The 16,881-nt window shown below is 63.5% G+C and carries 20 protein-coding genes; 18 read left to right on the forward strand and 2 right to left on the reverse strand.

The window, feature by feature from the left end; translation table 11 throughout:
• The first annotated feature begins 54 nt into the window (after positions 1–54).
• Positions 55–825 carry a sulfite exporter TauE/SafE family protein gene (locus AC07UC_RS07355; protein ID WP_172371935.1) on the forward strand — a complete coding sequence of 257 codons (771 nt, stop codon included), beginning with the start codon at positions 55–57 and terminating at the stop codon, positions 823–825.
• 39 nt (positions 826–864) lie between these two features.
• Here the strand turns inward: AC07UC_RS07355 and AC07UC_RS07360 are convergent, their stop codons facing one another.
• Positions 865–1,416 carry a DUF2269 family protein gene (locus tag AC07UC_RS07360; protein ID WP_140776482.1) on the reverse strand — a complete coding sequence of 184 codons (552 nt, stop codon included), beginning with the start codon at positions 1,414–1,416 and terminating at the stop codon, positions 865–867.
• 335 nt (positions 1,417–1,751) lie between these two features.
• On the opposite strand from AC07UC_RS07360, the gene AC07UC_RS07365 reads away from it, so the two are divergent.
• The 6 genes from AC07UC_RS07365 to AC07UC_RS07390 all read left to right on the forward strand — a co-directional run bounded on the left by AC07UC_RS07365 (position 1,752) and on the right by AC07UC_RS07390 (position 6,420).
• Positions 1,752–2,132, forward strand: a complete 381-nt coding sequence (locus AC07UC_RS07365) for a hypothetical protein (protein WP_140776480.1) — start codon at positions 1,752–1,754, stop codon at positions 2,130–2,132.
• 382 nt (positions 2,133–2,514) lie between these two features.
• Entirely contained in the window at positions 2,515–3,048 is a 534-nt protein-coding gene (rcdA, locus tag AC07UC_RS07370; protein ID WP_140776478.1) for a protease adaptor protein RcdA, read from the forward strand.
• Between the two features lie 94 nt (positions 3,049–3,142).
• Positions 3,143–3,652: a crossover junction endodeoxyribonuclease RuvC gene (ruvC, locus tag AC07UC_RS07375; RefSeq protein WP_056575418.1), complete on the forward strand. Its 510-nt coding sequence runs from the start codon at positions 3,143–3,145 to the stop codon at positions 3,650–3,652.
• Positions 3,653–3,665: 13 nt separating this feature from the next.
• Entirely contained in the window at positions 3,666–4,286 is a 621-nt protein-coding gene (ruvA, locus tag AC07UC_RS07380) for a Holliday junction branch migration protein RuvA (protein ID WP_140776711.1), read from the forward strand.
• Between the two features lie 43 nt (positions 4,287–4,329).
• Entirely contained in the window at positions 4,330–5,367 is a 1,038-nt protein-coding gene (ruvB, locus tag AC07UC_RS07385) for a Holliday junction branch migration DNA helicase RuvB (RefSeq protein ID WP_010912034.1), read from the forward strand.
• A gap of 156 nt (positions 5,368–5,523) precedes the next feature.
• Positions 5,524–6,420, forward strand: a complete 897-nt coding sequence (locus AC07UC_RS07390) for a metallophosphoesterase (protein ID WP_494904893.1) — start codon at positions 5,524–5,526, stop codon at positions 6,418–6,420.
• A gap of 55 nt (positions 6,421–6,475) precedes the next feature.
• On the opposite strand, the gene AC07UC_RS07395 is transcribed toward AC07UC_RS07390, so the two are convergent.
• A complete protein-coding gene (locus tag AC07UC_RS07395) occupies positions 6,476–7,726 on the reverse strand; it encodes a glycoside hydrolase family 5 protein (RefSeq protein ID WP_494904895.1) in 1,251 nt (416 codons plus the stop codon).
• Positions 7,727–7,870: 144 nt separating this feature from the next.
• On the opposite strand from AC07UC_RS07395, the gene ybgC reads away from it, so the two are divergent.
• The 11 genes from ybgC to tilS all read left to right on the forward strand — a co-directional run bounded on the left by ybgC (position 7,871) and on the right by tilS (position 16,852).
• On the forward strand, positions 7,871–8,353 hold the full coding sequence (gene ybgC, locus AC07UC_RS07400) for a tol-pal system-associated acyl-CoA thioesterase (RefSeq protein WP_202325555.1): 483 nt from the start codon (positions 7,871–7,873) through the stop codon (positions 8,351–8,353).
• A 57-nt stretch (positions 8,354–8,410) separates the two neighbouring features.
• The gene (locus AC07UC_RS07405) at positions 8,411–8,686 is read left to right on the forward strand and encodes a type II toxin-antitoxin system ParD family antitoxin (RefSeq protein WP_494904897.1); all 276 of its coding nucleotides are present in this window, start codon (positions 8,411–8,413) and stop codon (positions 8,684–8,686) included.
• The gene (locus tag AC07UC_RS07410) at positions 8,676–8,984 is read left to right on the forward strand and encodes a type II toxin-antitoxin system RelE/ParE family toxin (protein ID WP_494904899.1); all 309 of its coding nucleotides are present in this window, start codon (positions 8,676–8,678) and stop codon (positions 8,982–8,984) included. The genes AC07UC_RS07405 and AC07UC_RS07410 overlap by 11 nt, the downstream gene beginning before the upstream one ends.
• A gap of 258 nt (positions 8,985–9,242) precedes the next feature.
• The gene (gene tolQ / locus AC07UC_RS07415) at positions 9,243–9,953 is read left to right on the forward strand and encodes a protein TolQ (protein WP_010912029.1); all 711 of its coding nucleotides are present in this window, start codon (positions 9,243–9,245) and stop codon (positions 9,951–9,953) included.
• 10 nt (positions 9,954–9,963) lie between these two features.
• Positions 9,964–10,416, forward strand: a complete 453-nt coding sequence (gene tolR / locus AC07UC_RS07420; RefSeq protein ID WP_140776466.1) for a protein TolR — start codon at positions 9,964–9,966, stop codon at positions 10,414–10,416.
• Between the two features lie 7 nt (positions 10,417–10,423).
• On the forward strand, positions 10,424–11,581 hold the full coding sequence (tolA, locus tag AC07UC_RS07425; protein WP_202325558.1) for a cell envelope integrity protein TolA: 1,158 nt from the start codon (positions 10,424–10,426) through the stop codon (positions 11,579–11,581).
• A 68-nt stretch (positions 11,582–11,649) separates the two neighbouring features.
• Complete coding sequence (gene tolB / locus AC07UC_RS07430) at positions 11,650–12,933, forward strand: Tol-Pal system beta propeller repeat protein TolB (protein WP_494908909.1); 1,284 nt, start codon at positions 11,650–11,652, stop codon at positions 12,931–12,933.
• A gap of 26 nt (positions 12,934–12,959) precedes the next feature.
• Positions 12,960–13,337 (forward strand): four helix bundle protein, encoded by a 378-nt coding sequence (locus tag AC07UC_RS07435; protein ID WP_494904902.1) that lies wholly within the window; start codon positions 12,960–12,962, stop codon positions 13,335–13,337.
• A gap of 236 nt (positions 13,338–13,573) precedes the next feature.
• Positions 13,574–14,080 (forward strand): peptidoglycan-associated lipoprotein Pal, encoded by a 507-nt coding sequence (gene pal / locus AC07UC_RS07440; protein WP_140776460.1) that lies wholly within the window; start codon positions 13,574–13,576, stop codon positions 14,078–14,080.
• 224 nt (positions 14,081–14,304) lie between these two features.
• Complete coding sequence (ybgF, locus tag AC07UC_RS07445; protein ID WP_202325559.1) at positions 14,305–15,420, forward strand: tol-pal system protein YbgF; 1,116 nt, start codon at positions 14,305–14,307, stop codon at positions 15,418–15,420.
• Positions 15,421–15,478: 58 nt separating this feature from the next.
• A complete protein-coding gene (gene tilS, locus AC07UC_RS07450; RefSeq protein WP_494904904.1) occupies positions 15,479–16,852 on the forward strand; it encodes a tRNA lysidine(34) synthetase TilS in 1,374 nt (457 codons plus the stop codon).
• Positions 16,853–16,881: the final 29 nt, after the last annotated feature.

A 16,881-nucleotide genomic window follows, 5' to 3' on the forward strand; every position in this document is an offset into this window, starting at 1 on the left:
GAATTCTGGGCTATTCAGGCGGTGACGCACTTCCCTCCAGACCAGTCCCCTCCCATGTCAGGCCTGCTTCTCGATCCGTGGTTCTACGCGGCTGCCGTTCCGGCGGTCATTCTGGTCGGCCTGTCCAAGGGCGGTTTCGGCGGCGCTGTCGGTTTCGTCGGCGTGCCGCTGATGGCGCTGACCATACCGCCTGTGCAGGCGGCCGCCATCCTGCTGCCGATCCTGTGCCTGATGGACATTGTCTCGGTGTGGACATGGTGGGGCGTTTACGACCGCAAGATGCTGGTCGACATGATGCCGGGCGCCGTCATCGGCATCGGCCTCGGCTGGCTGACGGCCGCACTTGTCACCGAGGAGGCGGTGCGGCTCATCGTCGGCGCCGTCGCCATCATCTTCGTGCTGCGCTGGCTTTATCTGCAGTTCCGCCATGGCTCTGACCACGCCGCCGAACCCAACCGCGTGGCCGCCGCGATCTGGGGCACGGTCGCTGGTTTCACCAGCTTCGTCGCCCATGTCGGTGGCCCGCCTTTCCAGGTTTATGCGCTGCCGATCCGCCTCGACCCCAAGGTGCTGTCGGGCACGGCCGCGATCTTCTTTGCCGCGACCAATGCGTTGAAGCTCATCCCCTATTTCGCGCTCGGCCAGTTCGACACCGCCAATCTGACGGCGTCCGCCGTGCTGATGCCGCTGGCGCCGCTGTCGACCATCGCCGGCGCCTGGCTGGTGCGGCGCATGCGGCCGGAGATCTTTTATCCCTTCACCTACGCGACCGTGGCCGTCGTGGCGGTCAAGCTGCTGTGGGACGGCCTTGCCGGCCTGATGTAGCGGGCGAGGCGGTTGCCCAGCCGCTCACCGTCAGAGGGATCAGGCGGCGCTGGGCACGAGGCGACGGTTGCCGCCAAGGGCCAGCGTGGCGCCCACCGCGATGACCAGCGCCATGCCGGCGAGGATGCCGATGTCATGCGTGGTCGGCTTGAGCACCATGTCGGCGACGATCACCAGCATCACCGCATAGTCGAAGCGCGCCGCGCTCATCATGCGCTGACCAATGGCAAGCACAGCCGGCGTGACGCCCTCCTTGGCGATCATCGCGCCCATGCGCTCGCCGGTTGGCTTGAAGATGAACATGCCGATCGAGAAGGTCGTGGCGTAGCCGACCAGGCCGATGACGATCCACAGGTCGGAGAAGCCGACCCAGAAGCCGCACATGATGAGGCCGAAGATCAGGGTGAGCATCGACATCGGCGCGAAGAAACACCCGCCCAACTGCCCGCTGGCGCGCATCGCCTGAAGCTTGTCCGCGATGTTGCCGGCGCGCTCGGCAAGCACGCCGAGCAGGAACAGCACGAAGCCGCCTCCGACCCACAAAATGGCCGAGACGATGTGGAGAAATTTGACGATCGAATACCAGTCCATTGGTTGCTCCTGGGCATTTCTGGTGGTTTTGCGGCGGAGCGGAGATGCGCCAGCCGTCAGAGGAGCGGGCGTTTAGCGTGGCGCCTGTTTCGGAACGATGTCGCGAAAAAACAGCCTTTGTTTCGGCGGTTTTCGGCTTGCGCCGGTTCTCAACATCCACCGATGCGCGGCTGCATTTTCTGCTATCGTGAGAAGTGCGGGAAGGGGGCGGCGCGACATCGTCCAGAAACATTTGCCGATGCTAGTGCGCCGAGCCGGAAGCCCGGTGGCGACAGAAATCGCCTGACGATCAACCCATTCCCGAAAACGGGAAAAGGCAATTCGAGGGGACAAGCATGCAAGGGGTAGCACGGAATTTCTTTACGCTGGCCGTCATCTATTCGCTGTTCGGCATGGCGCTCGGCATTCACATGGCCATCAGCGAAGACCACGGCCAGATGCCAACCCATGCCCATACGATGGTGGCCGGCTGGCTGATGTCGGCGGTCTTTGCCTTCTTCTATCATCTGTTTCCGGCTGTCGGGCAAAAGATGATCGCTGTCGTTCACTTCTGGCTGACGGCAATCAGCGGGATCGGGCTCATGATCGGCCTCTACATCCTGCTTGCCGGCAACCCGGCAATCGAACCGCTGCTGGGGATCGCTTCGATCGGCTTCTATGCAGGCATGCTTCTGTTTGCCTTCATCTCCCTGCCGGTGGTCTGGAAGAAGGCCTGAGCAGAGCGGGAAACTGACTTTCGGCCTGTGCCGTTACGGCACAGGAATGGGGTGTTCGATCAAAAAACTTCGGGGCCGTTAAAGGTTCATTAAGCTTTACAGGCGTTTACTATGTGCATCCAGTGATCTGGATTCTTACCGAGTGGTTGGAGCCACTTTGTTTGACGCCTCCCTGTTAAACTCCTGAGAGCCGCCTTATCCGCGGCTCTTTTTTTGTCCGCATTCCGGCGGCACCCCGCGCGGCGGATGGCTGTTAACCTTCTGTTAAACATGTGCTTGCCTTCACCCCCGGCGAAGCGCATTTTCAAGCTTCAGTTATATAGGGTGCCGGGTGTATCGGCAGTGAACCGAATCGGCCGGTCGCAAGTGCAGGGGCGTATCAATGAACGAGCCTTCGAAGGGCAGTGCGAAAACCGTGAAGTTGGCGGAACGCCGGGTTTTTTCGCACTCCTTCAAACCGCTTTACCAGGAAGGCATGGGGCTGGTCGAACAGGCGGCCGAATATCTCGATGGCAAGGGCCGCGCCGAGGCCAAGAAACTGTCGCGGCTGGCGGCCACGCTCTACGCGGCCGAATCGATGCGGCTGACCACCAGGCTGATGCAGGTTGCCTCCTGGCTGCTTTTGCAGCGCGCGGCCAATTCGGGCGAAATGACCCGGGACCAGGTCGCATCGGAAAAGTCCAAGGTGCGCCTCGATACCGCTTCCGCGCATGACGAAGCCGCCGGCTGGGCCGAACTGCCCGAGGATTTCCTCGACCTCGTCAACCGCTCGCTTCGCCTGCAGGCACTGGTGCGCCGCATGGATGACGAAATCTACGGCGACGGCGCCGTGGTCGACATGCAGCCATTGAGCCGCCGGCCCAATCCGGTTTCGGATCAGATCAGCCTGCTCAATACGGCGTTCGCCCGCAACTAGGCGACTTCGGAAATTTCCGGCTCGACAGGTTGCTGTTTCCGGTTTGTTCACATTTCGCTGGCATCGCTGTCCGCCCAGGGGGTAAAGTTACCGTATGGGGGACGCGATTCGCATCATTGGCATCGATCCGGGGCTCAGGCGCACCGGCTGGGGCATCGTCGAGAGCCTCGGCAATTCGTTGCGCTTCGTCGCCTCGGGCACCGTGCGCTCCGAGGACAAGGCGGCGCTGGCGACGCGGCTCTGCCAATTGCATGACGGACTCGCCGAAGTCCTGCATGCGGCAATGCCGCATGAGGCGGCCGTCGAACAGACCTTCGTCAACAAGGATGCCGTGGCGACGCTGAAGCTCGGCCAGGCGCGCGGCATCGCCATGCTGGTGCCGGCACGGGCCGGCCTCGTCGTCGCCGAATACGCGCCCAATGCTGTCAAGAAGGCGGTGATCGGTGTCGGCCATGGCGACAAGAAGCAGATCCACATGATGGTGAAGGTGCTGCTGCCGAAGGCGACCTTCGATACCGAACATGCCGCCGACGCGCTGGCCATCGCGATTTGCCACGCGCATCACCGGCAGAGCGCCGCCTATCGGATGGCGCTTGCGTCATGAGAGGCTGTTGGAAATGATCGGCAAGCTCAAGGGCACGCTGGACGAGATCGATGAGGATCATTGCATCGTCGATGTGCATGGCGTCGGCTACGTCGCCTATTGCTCGGCGCGCACGCTGGCCGCGCTGCCTTCGCCCGGCGAGGCGGTGGTGCTGTTCATCGAGACCTATGTGCGCGAGGACATGATCCGGCTTTACGGCTTCCAGTCGGCGCTGGAGCGCGAATGGTTCCGGCTTTTGATGAGCAATGTGCAGGGCGTAGGAGCCAAGGTGGCGCTGGCCATCCTGTCGACTTTGGCGCCGGCCGACCTCGCCAATGCGATCGCGCTGCGCGACATCGCCATGGTTTCCCGCGCCCCAGGCGTCGGCAAGAAGGTGGCCGAGCGCATCGTCACCGAATTGAAGAACAAGGCGCCGGCCTATGCGGGTTCGGCCTCCGGGACCATCGGCCTGAAGCAGGAGCTCGGCGAAGGCGTGGCAGCCGCGCCGATCACCGACGCGGTTTCGGCACTGGTCAATCTCGGCTACTCGCGCGACACCGCTGCCAATGCGGTTGCCGCGGCGCTGAAGACGGCGGGCGAGGACGCGGACGCCTCGAAGCTGATTCGCTTCGGGCTGAAGGAACTGGCGCGGTGAGGGCTCGCTTGTCCGGTCCTCTGCCTTATGCGAGGAAGGCAGCATGAGCCTGTCGCCTCGTCTCATTGCTCCGGAAAAACGCGGCGAGGATGCCGACCAGACCTTGCGGCCGCAAACACTTGCCGACTTTGTCGGCCAGGCGGCGGTGCGGGCCAATCTCAAAGTCTTCATCGAGGCCGCCAAGGGCCGCAACGAGGCGCTTGACCATGTGTTGTTCGTCGGGCCGCCGGGGCTGGGCAAGACGACGCTGGCACAGATCATGGCGCGCGAACTCGGCGTCAATTTCCGCTCGACCTCCGGTCCGGTCATCGCCAAGGCCGGCGATCTTGCCGCGCTGCTTACCAATCTCGAGGAAGGCGACGTGCTGTTCATCGACGAGATCCACCGGCTGAACCCGGCGGTGGAGGAAATCCTCTATCCGGCGATGGAGGATTTCCAGCTCGACCTGATCATCGGCGAGGGCCCGGCGGCGCGTTCGGTCAAGATCGACCTTGCCCGTTTCACCCTGGTCGCCGCCACCACCCGGCTTGGCCTGCTCACCAATCCGCTGCGCGACCGGTTCGGCATTCCGGTGCGGCTCAACTTCTACACGGTCGAAGAGCTGGAGCAGATCGTGCGGCGCGGCGCCCGCATCCTGCAGATGCCGCTCGGCGACGATGGCGCGCTTGAGATTGCGCGGCGCGCGCGCGGCACGCCCCGCATCGCCGGCCGGCTGTTGCGCCGCGTGCGCGATTTCGCCTCGGTCGCCGGTGATGGTCACGTCGATCGCCTGATCGCCGACGAGGCGCTGACACGGCTGGAAGTCGACGCGCTCGGCCTCGACGCGCTCGACCGCCGCTACCTCTCCATGATCGCACGCAATTTCGGCGGCGGGCCGGTCGGCATCGAGACGATCGCGGCCGGCCTGTCGGAGCCGCGCGACGCCATCGAGGACATCATCGAGCCCTATCTGATCCAGCAGGGCTTTATCCAGCGCACGCCGCGCGGCCGCATGCTGACGGCCAATGCCTGGCGCCATCTCGGCCTCGACGCGCCGAAGGACCTGGCGCAGCAGCAGATCAACCTGTTCCAGGAAGAGTAGGGACGCAGGCGATCGGGCACTGGTTCCCGGACCAGTGATCAAGCATGCGTGAATGCGCAAAATCTGCTCGCCTTTGCCGATTTGCCGGCGCAATCGTGGATTTTATCGGCACTGTCTCGCGGCATGCCGCCGCGATCCATGTGCCGGAGCCACGGAATGATAAGCAGACGCGGGTTCCTGCGCTTCATCGGCGGGTCTTTCCTGACGGCTGTCGCGCTTGGCGCCTATGCGGTCGGCATCGAGCCGATGCTGCTGGCGCATGTGAAGCGCTACGCGCTGACGCCGCCGCACTGGCCTGATGGCCTGAAGCTACGGGTTGTGGCATTTGCCGACATCCATGCCTGCCGGCCATGGATGACGCAGGAACGAATTGCCTCGCTCGTCGACGATGCGAACGCTTTGCAGCCCGACCTGATCGTGCTGCTTGGCGACTATATTGCGGGCATGCCGCTGGTGACGGGGCCGGTTACGCCGTCGCAATGGGCATCCGCGCTGTCGGGCCTCAAGGCGCCGCTCGGGGTGCTGTCGATCCTTGGCAATCACGATTGGTGGAGCGATGGCTTCGCACAGCGCGCCGGAGCCGGCCCGATCATAGCACGCAAGGCCCTGGAGAAGGTCGGCATCCCGGTGCTGGAGAACGATGCCGTGCGCCTCGAGAAGGATGGCCATGGCGTCTGGATCGCCGGCCTGGCCGACCAGCTGGCGCTGTTGCCGGCCAGGAGGGGTGACCCGTGCAAGGGGCTCGACGATCTCGACGGCACGCTGGCCAAGGTCGGTGACGGCGCGCCGATCATCCTGCTCGCCCATGAGCCTGATATTTTTCCGACCGTGCCATGGCGCGTTTCGCTGACCCTGTCGGGCCATACCCATGGCGGGCAGGTGCGGCTGTTCGGCTATTCGCCCGTCGTGCCGTCGCGTTTCGGCAATCGCTATGCCTATGGCCACGTCGTCGAGAACGACCGCAATCTGATCGTCTCGGGCGGGCTCGGCTTCAGCATCCTGCCGGTGCGTTTCGGCATGAGGCCGGAAATCCTGCAGATCGACCTCGGTTGATTTGAATACAGCTCTTTGTTTTGACGCAATTCCCAAGGGAAACCGTTTCACACCTTTAGTGAAGCGACCGGATCACATCCATCACGTCCGGCTCGGCCTTGTCGCCGTTGAAGGCGTCGACGATGCCGAAGGCGCCGCCATAACTCCACACCGACCATGAGAAGCCATGCGCCTCGGCGCGCGCGATCATGTCCTTGACATAGGCGGCGCGGTATTCGGCCGGCATCACATAGGCATTGCCGTATTCCTGGCGGATCATGCCGAACTCGCCCATCGTGATGTTTTCCGGCTTGATGCCGTTGGCCTTGGCCCACGCCTCGACCTTGTTGAAGGGCGCGTCCATCAGGCCAAGCAGCTTGGCGGGACTGTCCATGCTGGCGACCTGCTCGTCGAGATAGGCAAGCAGGCCGCTTTGCCGTGTCCACGGCGCCTCGGCCTTGATCCGGGCGCGAATGGTGTCGAGCGTCACGTCGAGCTGCGCCTTGGGCACTGACGTCAGCGGATAGGGCAGGCCGGTCACATAGGGGATGAAGTCGCCGGCCCAGGTCGCACCCTGATGGGTGAGCAGGAATGGATCATAGGAATGGAAGGTCCAGATGACGTTGTCGTCGGGAATCGCCGTCGGATCGACCTTCTCCAGGGACGAGGCGGCGGAGTAGCAGGCGCCGGTCAGCACCAGGGTTAGCTTCATCGCCGACGATCGCGCCGCGGCGAACAGTTTCCGTTGGCGGTCCGGCCACAGGCTGGTGCCGTCGCTGTCGCAATCGACGATCGGTTCGTTCATCAACTCGAAGGCAACCTTTTCAGGATCCTCCCCGGCCAAGGTGCGGCCCATCTTGCGTATCATATCGACGTAGCTGTCGAAGGTCCGCGGATCGTCCATCACCTCGGCCATGCCTATCTTGCGGCTGCCGCCGGCCGGGATCAGGTGCATGTCGACGATCACCTTGAGGCCGGCGCGATTGATCATGCGCACCGAGTCCAGCACGCTGGCATAGAGGTCGTCGCGCAGCGCCGTTGTCTGGTCGGACAGGAAAGGCGACGGGTCGACCGGCATGCGCAGGAAATCGAAGCCCGCCTCCTTGAGCGCCTTGAGATCGTCCTCCTGAAGGAATTTGCGCCATTCCGGATAGGGCAGTATGGCCTTGGCCTCACTCCACTGATCCTCGCCCGGCCAGGTGACCCACTGGTCGAGATTAAGGCCGCGCTTCATCGAGAAGGTCGCGGCCTGGCCGGGCACCGCCAAGGCCGCCAGCACCAGCAGCGCCGCCATCAAACTCTTGATCATAGCCGTCAACAGTGCCATCCGATGTCAGATCAGGATGACGTTTGGTTGAACCGTCTTCCTGTTCCATTTCTTTCTGGAGCATGGTCTCTGGACAAACGGAAACCGTTTGTCCGAGGTCACGCGCAAAACTGGTGCCTCGCCGCGACTGAAAAAGGAAGCGCAATGGGCGATCATGGTGAATCGGCGACGCTGCTGGCCGGCCTTTCCGGCGCGCTGACGGCGTTCGGCCACCGGCTGATGGCGCGGGTCTATTATGCCGACACCGATTTCTCGGGCGTCGTCTATCATGCGCGCTATCTCGAATTCCTCGAGCGGGGCCGCTCCGATTATCTCAGGCTCACCGGCGTGCATCACACGGAACTCGCCGACGGCAAGCATGGCGAGAAGATCGTCTGGGTGGTGCGCCGCATGGAGATCGACTTCCGCATCCCCGCCCGCATCGACGACATCCTGACCGTCGACACCCGCACCGACACCATTTCCGGCGCGCGCATCTTCATGGCGCAGCAGCTCAAGCGCGGCGACGAGGTGCTGGTCGAAGCCAGGGTCGAGGCGGCGATCATCGGCGAGAATGGCCGACCGCGGCGCTTTCCCAAGGAATGGGTCGCGGCCTTCATGCCCAGGTCTCATGCTTCGGCTGATTGAATAGTATGACAGTGTCACACATTGTGCTACAAGGGTAACACAAGGAAGACATTCGCCATGAGAACCAGCAAACCCATAAGCGTGACGCTCGGACGCCAGCAGAGCAGCCTCGACGCCCGCCTGGCGTCGGGAGCGTACGAGTCCGCGAGCGAAGTCATGCGTGCCGCGCTTCGCGCCCTTGACCGCGAGGAGCAGGTCATCACCGCCATCATGCGAGCCAAGGTGCAGGAAGCTCTCGACGATCCGCGCCCGGATATCCCGGCCGAGGATGTGTTCAAGGCATTGCGCGAGCACCATGCAGACCGCATGAAGGTTGCCAAGCGTGACGCATAGGGTCGTTTTCAGACCCTCGGCGCGCTCCGACATCTTTGCCATTTACAACTACATCGAAAAGGAAAGCGGTGCCGCGCGTGCCGGTGGCTATATCGACCGTATCGAGGCGGCGTGCATGGCGCTGTCCACGTTCCCGGAACGTGGCATCGTTCGCGACGCCATCGGACCCGGAATCCGCGTCGTCTGCTTTGAACGGCGCGCGTCGATCCTGTTCCGGGTTCACGAAGAGCAGGTTCTCATCCTGCGTGTCCTCTGTGGCGGGCAGGATTATCCCACCCACGTGGACGAAACGGACTAGCCTGTGGAAGTGCGTCGGCTGCGCCGCTGGGCGCGGCAATGCGCCGCGCCTTATTCACTAACCCATCCTTAACCATAACGGTTCATGAAGAGATTGGTGAAGATTGGCGCAATCCGGCGCCTTCCTTTCACCAATATTTGCCCTGAAAAGGCCGACAACGGCACGGTTTGGGGTGTCCGGTAGCTGCGTGCGAACCGACCACAAGGGATGCCATGGGCCAGCCGCCAGCTTCGCCCGGAAAATCTTAAGGACGTAACGATGGAAAATATCGCACTCGCCGATCCGGGCGCGCAATTGTCGATTTGGGCGCTGTTCATGCAGGCCAGCTGGGTGGTCAAGCTGGTCATGATCGGCCTGCTTTGCGCCTCGGTCTGGACCTGGGCGATCATCATCGACAAGCTGGTTGCCTATGGCCGCATGCGGCTGGCGCTGAACCGCTTCGAGCAGGTCTTCTGGTCCGGGCAGTCGCTGGAGGAGCTCTACCGCACGCTCGCCGATCGCAAGACGTCAGGCATGGGCGCCATTTTCGTCGCCGCCATGCGCGAGTGGAAGAAGAGCTTCGAGAAGGGTGCCAAGACGCCGCTCGGCCTGCAGACCCGCATCGACAAGGCGATGGACCTGGCACTGACCCGCGAGATGGAGAAGCTGGAGGGCCGCCTCGGCTTCCTCGCCACCACCGGTTCGGCCGCCCCCTTCATCGGCCTGTTCGGTACCGTCATCGGCATCATGACCTCGTTCCAGGCCATTGCCGGCTCCAAGAACACCAGCCTTGCGGTGGTTGCGCCCGGCATCGCCGAGGCGCTGCTGGCGACGGCGATCGGCCTGCTCGCCGCTATCCCCGCCGTCATCGCCTACAACAAGCTGTCATCCGACGCGAGCAAGCTCGCGGTGCGCATGGAAGGGTTCTCCGACGAGTTCTCCGCCATACTCTCGCGCCAAATCGATGAAAAAGTCGCGCCGAAGGCCTGAGGAGTAACTGATGGGTATGTCCGTAGGCATGTCGGGACGCGGCGGGCGCGGCCACAGGCGGCGCGGCCGTCACCATGGGCTGATGTCGGAGATCAACGTCACGCCGATGGTGGACGTCATGCTGGTGCTTCTGATCATCTTCATGGTCGCGGCGCCGATGCTCACGGTCGGCGTGCCGATCGACCTGCCCGACACACAGGCCAAGGCCATGAATGCCGACACGCAGCCGATCACCGTCTCGATCAATGCCGCCGGCCAGATCTATCTCCAGGAAACCGAGATCCCGATCGAGGAACTGGTGGCCAAGCTGCAGGCGATCTCCAAGACCGGCTACGAGGAACGCATCTTCATCCGTGGCGACAAGGCCACCGACTATGGCACGGCGATGAAGGTGATGGCCCGTATTTCGGCTGCCGGCTACAAGAATATCGGCCTGGTTTCGCTGCAGGAACAGGATCAATAGACGCAAGATGAAGACCGGCCTCACCACATCGGTGATACTGCATACGGCGGTGCTGGCCTTCGGCCTGTTCACCCTGTCGGCGCCGGCCGCGCTGCCGTCCGCCGACGTCGAGTCGGTCGCGGTCGACATCGTGCCGATGGAAGCCATTGCGCAGACCTTGCAGGGCGACAAGAAGGCCGTGATGCATGAAAAGCCGGCGCCGCTGCCGACGCAGCGTCCCGACATCGTGCCTGCAGCCCAGAAGGTTGGCGAGAACAGCGTCGACACCGACAAGCCGATAACGCCGGAGGCCAAGCCGAAGCCCGTCGACACGACCTCGGCTCCGCCGCCCGCGCCGACGCCGAAGGAAATCCCGAAGACCGAGGACGTGCCGAAGCCACAGGAAAAGCCCAAACCCACTCCGGCGACGGAAGTGGCGCCTGCGCCGCAGCCCAAGGAAGATGTGAAGCCCGAGCCGGTCAAGCAGACGGAGCCCAAGCCGACGCCGGCCAAGCCGGCACCGACCCCGCCGCCGCAGGACAAGACCGCCGCCATCGACCCGACACCCGTGGTCAAGCCGGATGCCGTCGCCGAGGCCATAGCCAAGGATCCGCCCACCGAAGAGACGCAATTGCCGAGCTCGGCGCCGGCGCCGGAAGCGCGGCCGAAGCCGCAGCCGGCACCGGCTGAAAGCGCCAAGGCGCCAGATCGCAAGAATGCCGACAAGCCGGTCAAGGAAGCCTCGTCGAAACCGAAATCCGACGACAAGCAGTTCAATGCCAACGAGATCTCCGCCCTGCTCGACAAGCAGAAGCCATCCGGCGGCGGCGCCAAGCGCTCGACGCAGCAGGCCTCGCTCGGCGGCGACAAGGATCAGGGCCAGAAGCTGTCGAAGTCGGAGCAAGGCGCCCTGGAAAGCCAGTTGGGTGGTTGCTGGACATTGCCGGTCGGGCTGGAAGGCTCGGAGAATTTCGTCGTCGTCGTGCGCTTCACCCTGGACAACTCCGGCAAGCTTGACGGTCGCCCATCGGTCGAGAAGTCGAGCGGCAACCGGCAGTTCGATGAAAGCGCGGTTCGCGCGGTTCAGAAATGCGACGTGGCCGGCCTGCAGGTTCCCGCCGGCAAGCAAGACATCTGGAACGACATCCGCGTCACGTTCGATCCAAGGGAGATGCTGGGCCTTTAGGCCCTGACATCCGAAAAAATCAGTATGAGAAGCGAGAAGACATGAAATCAATCCTCAAGCCGCTCCTGATGATAGCAGCCATGGCCATCGGCATGACGGCAGCCGGCACGCTGCCGGCGCTGGCGCTCGTCGAGCTCAACGTCAACAAGGGCAATGTCGAGCCGCTGCCGATCGCGATCACCGATTTCCAGGGCGGCGATGCGCTTGGCGCCCAGATCTCCCAGATCGTCACCGCCGACCTGAAGCGTTCCGGCCTGTTCGCGCCGATCGACAAGAGCGCCTTCATCGAGAAGATCACCAACCCGGATGCCGCCCCCCGCTTCGATGACTGGAAGGTGATCAACGCGCAGGCGCTGGTCACCGGCAGCGTCAGCAAGGAAGCCGACGGCCGTATTCGCGCCCAGTACCGGCTTTGGGACACTTTCGCCGGCCAGCAGATGGCGGGCGAGCAGTTCTTCGCCAATGACGCCAACCAGCGCCGCGTCGCCCACATCATCGCCGACGCCATCTACGAGCGGCTGACCGGCGAGAAGGGCTATTTCGACACGCGTGTGGTGTTCATCGACGAATCCGGCGCCAAGAACGCGCGCAAGAAGCGCCTCGCCATCATGGACCAGGACGGCGCCAACGTCCGCTATCTCTCGGATGGCAAGTCGATCGTGCTGACGCCGCGTTTCTCGCCGAACCGGCAGGAAATCACCTATATGTCCTACGAAAGCGGCCAGCCTCGCGTCTATCTCCTGCAGATCGAGACCGGGCAGCGCGAACTGGTCGGCAATTTCCCCGGCATGACGTTTGCGCCGCGCTTCTCGCCCGACGGCCAGAAGGTGATCATGAGCCTGCTGCGCGACGACGGCAATTCCAACATCTTCGCCATGGACCTGCGCAGCCGCTCGACGACGCGGCTGACCAACTCGACCGCCATCGACACCTCACCCTCCTATTCGCCCGACGGCAGCAAGGTGGTGTTCACCTCCGACCGTGGCGGTCGCGCGCAGATCTATGTGATGGGTGCCGATGGCTCGGGCCAGACCCGCATCTCCTTCGGCGATGGCGTCTACTCGACGCCGGTGTGGTCGCCGCGCGGCGATCTCATCGCCTTCACCAAGCAGACCGGCGGCGAGTTCCAGATCGGCGTCATGAAGACCGACGGTTCGGGCGAGCGCATCCTGTCGTCCGGCTTCCAGCAGGAAGGGCCGACCTGGGCGCCGAATGGCCGCGTCTTGATGTTCTTCCGCGACGCCAATGGCGGACCGAAACTGGTTTCGGTCGATCTTACCGGCCGCAACGAACAGCCTATCCCGACCGCGAACTTCGCGTCCGACCCGGCCTGGTCGCCGCTGCTTGAGTAGGAACTGAGGAACTGAGGAACTGAGGAATGGAGAAGCCGGGGCGCTTCGTCGAGCGCGCACGAGACTTGGAAGTCTACAAGCGCGCTTACTCAGCTTCTCTTGAGGTGCATCGAGCCACTCTTGGCTTTCCGAAAATTGAGCAATACGCACTGGCCGATCAGTTGCGCCGCTCGAGCAAGGCGATCTGCGCCAATCTGGCTGAAGGATTTGCCAAACAAAGCCACTCCAAAGCTGAATTTGCTCGTTTCGTTTCGATGGCGATCGGGTCATGCAGCGAAGTGGAGACGTGGCTATCCTACGCGTGCGATCTTCAATACATCACGCCGTCCCAACTCGACACTTGGCGACAATCCTATGCCCAAATCCATGGGATGCTCGTGAGCCTTAGAGAGAGGCTGACCTGAACCCTTTCTTCAATTCCTCAGTTCTTCAGTTCCTCAATTCCCTCTTTCTTTCATGTTTTGGCCGCATTTCCGCCTAGGGTCCGCGCCAACTGTGGCCCGGATCAAACAGGTTGCGGACGGGCAGCTAAACCAATTTTTAACCGTGTTTCTTGAATGCCGGTTAACCCAAACGTGGTTACTGGGTGATCAACGAAATCACTCGAATACGATCACTCGCAATACGAAGGAGAGGCGGCATGGGCCGTATCGCAGCACTTACCACAAACCCGGTCATGATCGCGCTGGTGGCGATGCTCGCCATCACCGGTTGCGCCTCCAAGAAGACCCCGAACAACGCTGCTGACCTTGGCCTCAACGGCGCGGGTGCCGCAACACCTGGCTCGGCACAGGACTTTACCGTCAACATCGGTGACCGCATCTTCTTCGATACGGACTCGACCTCGATCCGGGCTGACGCACAGCAGACGCTTGCCCGCCAGGCGCAGTGGCTGAACCAATACAAGCAGTATGCCATCGTCGTCGAAGGTCACGCCGACGAACGCGGCACGCGCGAATACAATCTGGCGCTTGGTGCCCGCCGCGCCGCCGCCGCCCGCGACTTCCTGGTTTCCAAGGGCGTCGCCTCCAGCCGCCTGAAGACCATCTCCTACGGCAAGGAACGTCCGGTCGCGGTCTGCGACGACATCTCCTGCTGGTCGCAGAACCGCCGCGCCGTCACCACGCTCAGCGGCGCTGGTTCCTAAGTCGGATACAGCCGACCGGCGCGTTGCAAGAACGCGCCACAGTCGAGCGACAAAAATACAACACAGCTTTGCGAAAGGCGGCCTTCGGGCCGCCTTTTTCATATCCGGATGCCTGAAACAAAATTTGGCCGAAGTCTCGCGCCCTGCTATGAGCCGAGGGCGCTTGGCTGGTCCCACTCTGGTTGGAAGGCGCGAACAGACTAACGACACACGGCGAGAGGCACATGCATTTGAGATCGGTTCTGAGCGGCACGCTTGCGGCGCTGCTCCTATCAGGCTTCACCGCTCTGGCGAGCGGCGTGGGGGCGAGCAGCACAGGGCAATCAACCGACAGCGGCTTTTCCTTCCATCTGCCCAGCATCGAATTGCCCAAGCTTTTCGGGGAAAAGAAGAAACCGGATCAGGTTCGGATGGCGCAGTCCGATGGCACCGCCGTCACCAGCCTGGAAGACCAACTGCGGCAGATGAACGGCAAGATCGAGGAACTCAATTTCCAGGTCCTGCAGATGCAGGAGCAGATCCGAAAGCAGCAGGAGGACAACGAGTTCCGCTTCCAGCAGCTGGAAGGCGGCTCGCAGGGTGGGCAGACACCGGCGGCGCCGAAGAAGAAGTCCGACGCGACCACCGACACCAACACCAACGTGGCGTCGGCCCCGGCAACGCAGGCGCCGGCCGATGCCGGCGCCGCGCCCGGCGGCGATCAGTCCTCGGGCGGCAAGACGGTCGAGGACGTCATCGTCGAATCACCCGATGGCGACCCTGGCAAGGTGATCCCGGGCACGGGAGCGCCGGAAAAGACCTTTGGTTCCATCACCGTCGACAAAAACGGCAACGTGATCGATGCCGGCGGCAGCACCCAGGCAACCGCCCCGGCGCAAGACACCGCCCCGGCCACCGGCGCACCGGCCAAGGCCGGCAAGTCCGGCGGCACGGTGGTTGCCGCACTGCCTTCCACCAACGACCCGGAAGAACTCTACCGCAATTCGTACCAGTTCATCCTGTCGGGCGACTACAGCACCGCCGAACAGGGTTTTCGCGATCATATTTCCCGCTTCCCCCGCGATGCGAAGACGGCGGATGCGCATTATTGGCTGGGTGAATCGCTGCTTGGCCAGCAGAAATACCGCGACGCGGCCGAGGTCTTCCTCGCCGCCAGCAAGGACTACCCCAAGGCCAAGAAGGCGCCCGACATGCTTTTGAAGCTCGGCGTGTCGCTGGTCGGCCTCAAGCAGCACGACGTCGCCTGCGCCACCTTCAGCGAGGTCGGCAAGCGCTACCCCGATATCTCCAATGCGCTCAAGGAACGGGTCAAGCAGGAGAAGGCCCTGGCTGCTTGCTGATTTTTCTCCCGCATGTCCTATTCCCGAAACCGGGACCACTTTTGGGCGACACGCGTTGATGCTCGAGACCGAGCCTGATCTTTCGACCAGACTTTTTTCGCATATCGATTTTACCCACGGCGCCGTTGCGGCCGTGTCCGGCGGCGGCGACTCGACCGCCCTGCTCCTCCTTCTCAAACAGCATCTCGACCGAACCGCGCCCTCCGTGCGGCTGCTGGCCGTGACGGTCGACCATGGCCTCCGGCACGGTTCGGCGGCCGAGGCGCAAGCCGTGGCGAAGCTGTGCGCCGGGCGCGGCATTGCCCACCGCACCATGGTCTGGGCTGGAAGCAAACCATCGGCCGGCCTGCCGGCGGCGGCGCGGGAAGCGCGCTATCGGCTGCTTGCGGAGGCGGCGCGCGCGCATGGCATCGGCCTGATTGTGACTGGCCATACCGCCGACGACCAGGCCGAGACGGTGCTGATGCGGCAGGCGCGGGATGAGCCCCGGGAGTTTGCCGAAATGGCCGGCCGTGGGCTTGCCGGCATGGCACCGGCCACTCTCTATGACTGGCGCGAATGGATCGTTCGCCCGCTCCTGGGCACGCGGCGCTCGGCGCTTCGCGATTACCTTCGGCGTGAACATGTCGGCTGGGCCGAGGATCCGTCCAACATCGACGAGGCCTTCGAGCGGCCGCGAATGCGTGCCTCGCTCGCCGCCGAGAGTTTTCGGCGTATGGACGATGCGCTGGCACTGGCCAACCAGGCGGCTGTCGAACGCCGGCAGCTAGGCGAAAGCGCCGCCGATCTGATCCATCGTTTCGCCGGCCAGCCCGCCATCGGCCTTATCCGCCTCGATCCGCGCCTGCTTTCGGCCGGCATCGACCGGGCGGCCGTCTATGCGTTGCGTATCTTGCTGGCCACCGCCGGAGGCGTCGCCTTTCTTCCGGACCAGGCGCGCAGCGAGGCGCTGTTCAACCGGCTGAAGGCCGGATCCCTTTGCGCCACATTGTCGCGGACCGTGGTCGATTTCCGGCGCGCCGGCATCTTCCTGCGGCGCGAGGCAAGGGGTTTGCCGCCCATCGCCGCGGCCATCGACAACACCATCTGGGATGGTCGCCGCCACATCACATTGGACGACAGCTCCGGCGCATTGTTGATCGCGCCGTTGGGGAGCGCGGCGACGAGACGGCTGGCAATCGGCAAGGGAGAGACACCGCAAAGCCTGATGCGCGCCGCGTGTGCTGCTGAACCGACGTTGCGGCAAGCCGTTGAAAACGCTGGACCGCGAGGCGACGAACCGGTCCGCCAAGGGTTCGCGGTGCGGCCGGTCGTTGCACCTTTTGCCCGCTTCCTGCCGTCTTTCGATCTGGCGCCGGCGCGGGCCGTCGCCGAACTGATCGGCGCGCCATCGCTTCCCGCCCCGCCTTTCAGCGGCCACAGTGCCGGCTGATGGTGGTCGAAAGCTTAACCCAGACGTGC

Source organism: Mesorhizobium sp. GW821-FHT04C10 (assembly GCF_059420305.1).

Bases quoted from the DNA above. Each gene is read 5' to 3' on its own strand.
- AC07UC_RS07395 (WP_494904895.1), bottom strand. From the start codon at position 7,726: ATGGCACTGTTGACGGCTATGATCAAGAGTTTGATGGCGGCGCTGCTG.
- AC07UC_RS07390 (WP_494904893.1), top strand. From the start codon at position 5,524: ATGATAAGCAGACGCGGGTTCCTGCGCTTCATCGGCGGGTCTTTCCTG.
- ruvA (WP_140776711.1), top strand. From the start codon at position 3,666: ATGATCGGCAAGCTCAAGGGCACGCTGGACGAGATCGATGAGGATCAT.
- tolA (WP_202325558.1), top strand. From the start codon at position 10,424: ATGAAGACCGGCCTCACCACATCGGTGATACTGCATACGGCGGTGCTG.
- tolR (WP_140776466.1), top strand. From the start codon at position 9,964: ATGGGTATGTCCGTAGGCATGTCGGGACGCGGCGGGCGCGGCCACAGG.
- tolB (WP_494908909.1), top strand. From the start codon at position 11,650: ATGATAGCAGCCATGGCCATCGGCATGACGGCAGCCGGCACGCTGCCG.
- AC07UC_RS07435 (WP_494904902.1), top strand. From the start codon at position 12,960: ATGGAGAAGCCGGGGCGCTTCGTCGAGCGCGCACGAGACTTGGAAGTC.
- AC07UC_RS07405 (WP_494904897.1), top strand. From the start codon at position 8,411: ATGAGAACCAGCAAACCCATAAGCGTGACGCTCGGACGCCAGCAGAGC.
- ybgC (WP_202325555.1), top strand. From the start codon at position 7,871: ATGGGCGATCATGGTGAATCGGCGACGCTGCTGGCCGGCCTTTCCGGC.
- pal (WP_140776460.1), top strand. From the start codon at position 13,574: ATGGGCCGTATCGCAGCACTTACCACAAACCCGGTCATGATCGCGCTG.
- ybgF (WP_202325559.1), top strand. From the start codon at position 14,305: ATGCATTTGAGATCGGTTCTGAGCGGCACGCTTGCGGCGCTGCTCCTA.
- ruvC (WP_056575418.1), top strand. From the start codon at position 3,143: ATGGGGGACGCGATTCGCATCATTGGCATCGATCCGGGGCTCAGGCGC.
- rcdA (WP_140776478.1), top strand. From the start codon at position 2,515: ATGAACGAGCCTTCGAAGGGCAGTGCGAAAACCGTGAAGTTGGCGGAA.
- tilS (WP_494904904.1), top strand. From the start codon at position 15,479: ATGCTCGAGACCGAGCCTGATCTTTCGACCAGACTTTTTTCGCATATC.
- ruvB (WP_010912034.1), top strand. From the start codon at position 4,330: ATGAGCCTGTCGCCTCGTCTCATTGCTCCGGAAAAACGCGGCGAGGAT.
- AC07UC_RS07360 (WP_140776482.1), bottom strand. From the start codon at position 1,416: ATGGACTGGTATTCGATCGTCAAATTTCTCCACATCGTCTCGGCCATT.
- AC07UC_RS07355 (WP_172371935.1), top strand. From the start codon at position 55: ATGTCAGGCCTGCTTCTCGATCCGTGGTTCTACGCGGCTGCCGTTCCG.
- AC07UC_RS07365 (WP_140776480.1), top strand. From the start codon at position 1,752: ATGCAAGGGGTAGCACGGAATTTCTTTACGCTGGCCGTCATCTATTCG.
- tolQ (WP_010912029.1), top strand. From the start codon at position 9,243: ATGGAAAATATCGCACTCGCCGATCCGGGCGCGCAATTGTCGATTTGG.